The 3542-nt window shown below is 65.0% G+C and carries 2 protein-coding genes; one reads left to right on the forward strand and one right to left on the reverse strand.

Annotated elements, in window-relative coordinates; all coding sequences use genetic code 11:
- Positions 1-91: 91 nt before the first annotated feature.
- Complete coding sequence (apbC, locus tag ACRC0P_RS16595; protein ID WP_438632415.1) at positions 92-1228, reverse strand: iron-sulfur cluster carrier protein ApbC; 1137 nt, start codon at positions 1226-1228, stop codon at positions 92-94.
- Between the two features lie 258 nt (positions 1229-1486).
- Between apbC and metG the strand changes: the two genes are divergently transcribed.
- Positions 1487-3514 carry a methionine--tRNA ligase gene (metG, locus tag ACRC0P_RS16600; RefSeq protein WP_438632416.1) on the forward strand — a complete coding sequence of 676 codons (2028 nt, stop codon included), beginning with the start codon at positions 1487-1489 and terminating at the stop codon, positions 3512-3514.
- The last annotated feature ends 28 nt before the right edge of the window (positions 3515-3542 follow it).

The raw sequence follows: 3542 nt of genomic DNA on the forward strand, positions 1-3542 counted from the left end.
CCGCCACGCCCGCGATCGGCCTCTCCGGTCACCCCCAATCGCGGGCATGGGCGGATGGCCGCCCCGCCGCTCCTACAAGGGGGGGAGCCGCTTAGCTGACTTCTATCTCCGGCATCCCCTCTTCCCCGGCATTGAGCCAGATCTGCGCCGCTGCGCGGCGGGCGATCTCGAGGTAGTGGCTGGCGATCTCCCCCTTCGGCTCCGCCGCCACGGTGGGCGAACCGCCGTCGGTGCCCTCGCGGATGGACATCGCCAGCGGCAGTTGCCCCAGCAGGCGGGTGTGATAACCCTCGGCGATGCGCTCGCCGCCGCCGCTGCCAAAGATCGGCTCGCTGTGGCCGCAGCGGGAGCAGGTGTGCAGGGCCATGTTCTCCACAATGCCCAGCACCGGCACAGAGACCTTGCGGAACATCTCCACCCCCTTGATCGCATCCTTCAACGCCAGGTCCTGGGGAGTGGTCACGATCACCGCGCCGGCCAGGGCCGTCTTCTGCGCCAGGGTCAGTTGGATATCGCCGGTGCCCGGGGGCATATCCACGATCAAATAGTCCAATTCACCCCACAGGGTCTGGGTGAGGATCTGGTTGAGGGCGCCGCTGGCCATGGGCCCGCGCCATACCGCGGGCGTTTCCTCGGTCATCAGGTAGCCCAGGGACATGGTCTCCAGCCCCTGCGCCGGCACCGGCAGGAAGAACTTCTGCTCCCGCACTTCCGGGCGCACGCCCTCGGTACCGAGCATAGTGGGCAGGCTGGGGCCGTAGATGTCCGCGTCCAGCAGGCCGACGCTGGCGCCCTCGGCGGCCAGGGCCAGGGCCAGGTTCACCGCGGTGGTGGACTTGCCCACCCCGCCCTTGCCGGAGGCCACGGCGACGATATTCTTCACCTTCCGCAAGGGTTCCGGAGCGTCCGGGGCGGGGGTGGTAGGAAACTCGCTGAACAGTTCGAACTGCAGTTGGCTGCCGCCCAGCGCTCCGCCCTTCAGCAGCGGCGCACAGGACTCGCGCACCCGCTCGCGCCAGTGCTCCTCCAGGCTGGCACAGGGATAACCGAGGGTGAGGCCGACAAGCACAGTGCCCTCGTCAAAACCCACCTCGATCTCCGCATCCAGCTCGTCCAGCGGCAGCCCGGTGGCCGGGTCGTGCAACTGGCCCATGCACTCCGCCAGGCGCTCCAGCTCTCCCTGCACCTCTTCGGGCAGTTCATCGTGATCGTGATGATGATCGCTCACTGTGTTTCCCTCTCTGAGAATTCTCGATGGCGGCATTGTGGAGGATGAGCTCTGGCAAAGCCAGCCAGGCGTTAGCTCCCCTCTCCCGCTTGCGGGAGAGGGGTTGGGGGAGAGGGGCGGGCCGTCGGCCCGCAAGCCGAGCTGGAGCTCGGGGCGCCCAGCGCACTCCCAGCGCACTCCCGGCGCGCTCCCAGCGACACCGCAAATCTGCTATATTCCCCGCCCTTTCATCGACCTCAAAGCACACGGATTTCCCCCATGCCGCAACCGCGCAACATACTCGTCACCAGCGCACTCCCCTACGCCAATGGCTCCCTGCACCTGGGCCATGTGCTCGAATATATCCAGACCGACATCTGGGCGCGTTTCCAGCGCGCGCGCGGCCACCACTGCCTGTACATGTGCGCCGACGACGCCCACGGCACCGCCATCATGCTCAAAGCCGAACAGCTGGGGCTCACCCCGGAGCAGCATATCGCCAATATGCAGGCGGAACACCAGCGCGACTTCGACGACTTCCTGATCGGCGTGGACAACTACCACTCCACCCACTCGGAAGAAAACCGCGAGCTGTCGGCGATGATCTACCGGCGCCTGCAGGAAAACGGCCATATCGACTCCCGCACCATCACCCAGGCGTTCGACCCGGAGAAACAGCTGTTCCTCGCCGACCGCTACATCAAGGGCACCTGCCCGCGCTGCAGCACCCCGGACCAGTACGGCGACAACTGCGAAGCCTGCGGCGCCACCTACAGCCCCACCGAGCTGATCGACCCGGTGTCCGCCATCTCCGGCGCCACGCCGGTGGAAAAGGAGTCCGAGCACTTCTTCTTCACCCTGCCCGCGTTCACCAACTTCCTGCGCGAGTGGACCCGCTCCGGCACCCTGCAGGACGAGATGGCCAACAAACTGGCGGAGTGGCTGGACGAGGGCCTGCAGGAGTGGGATATCTCCCGCGACGCCCCCTACTTCGGCTTTGAAATCCCCGACGCCCCGGGCAAATATTTCTACGTATGGCTGGACGCCCCTATCGGCTATATGGCCAGCCTGAAAAACTACTGCGACAAAAACGGCCTGGACTGGCAGGAATACTGGAAAAAAGACAGCACCGCCGAGGTACACCACTTTATCGGCAAGGACATCGTCAACTTCCACGCGCTCTTCTGGCCGGCAATGCTGGATTCCGCGGACTTCCGCACCCCCACCAAAGTCTGCGTGCACGGCTTCCTCACCGTGAACGGCAAGAAGATGTCCAAATCCCGCGGCACTTTTATCAATGCGCGCAATTATCTCGACCACCTGAACCCGGAATACCTGCGCTACTACTTCGCCGCCAAACTCACCGGCGGCGTGGACGACCTGGACCTGAACCTGGACGACTTTATCGCCCGGGTGAACTCCGACCTGGTGGGCAAGGTGGTGAACATCGCCTCGCGCACCGCCAAGTTCGTGGGCAAAGGCGGCGGCGTGCTGGCGGAACAACTGGCGGACGAAAAACTCTGGCAGCAATTCGTCGACGCCGAACCGCGCATCGCCGACTTTTACGAAAACCGCGAGTACGCCCGCGCCATGCGTGAAATCATGGGCCTGGCGGACGCCGCCAACGCCTGGATTGCCGACAAGGCGCCCTGGTCCCTGGCCAAGGACGAAAGCAAGGCGGAGGAGGTGCTGTCCATCTGCTCCCAGGGCGTGAATATGTTCCGCGCACTGATCACCTGGCTGGCGCCGGTACTGCCGCAAACCGCGGAAAAAGCCGCGCAGTTCCTGAATACCCGACTCGACTGGGCCACCGCCACCACGCCGCTGGCCAACCACCAGATCGGCGAATTCAAGCCGCTGATGCAGCGGGTGGAAAAAACCCAGGTGGACGCGGTGATGGAAGCGGCCAAGGAATCCCTGGCGCAGCTGCAGGCGGAGAGCAAACCACTCACCGGCCCACTGGCCGATGAGCCCATAGCGCCGGAAATCCAGTTCGACGATTTCGCCAAGGTGGACCTGCGCATCGCGCTGATCGCCAAAGCGGAGCACGTCGAGGGCGCCGGCAAGCTGCTCAAACTCACCCTGGACCTGGGCGGCGAAACCCGCCAGGTCTTCTCCGGCATCAAGAGCGCCTACAAACCGGAAGACCTGCAGGGCAAACTCACCGTAATGGTCGCCAACCTGGCCCCGCGCAAAATGCGCTTCGGCGTCAGCGAAGGCATGGTCCTCGCCGCCGGCCCCGGCGGCAAGGACCTGTGGCTGCTCGAACCCCATCCCGGCGCCGTGCCCGGTATGCGGGTGATGTGACCTGGGAGCGCCGAGCTGTTTATTGGCG

The organism is Microbulbifer sp. (genome assembly GCF_051659245.1).
Lineage (GTDB): Bacteria > Pseudomonadota > Gammaproteobacteria > Pseudomonadales > Cellvibrionaceae > Microbulbifer.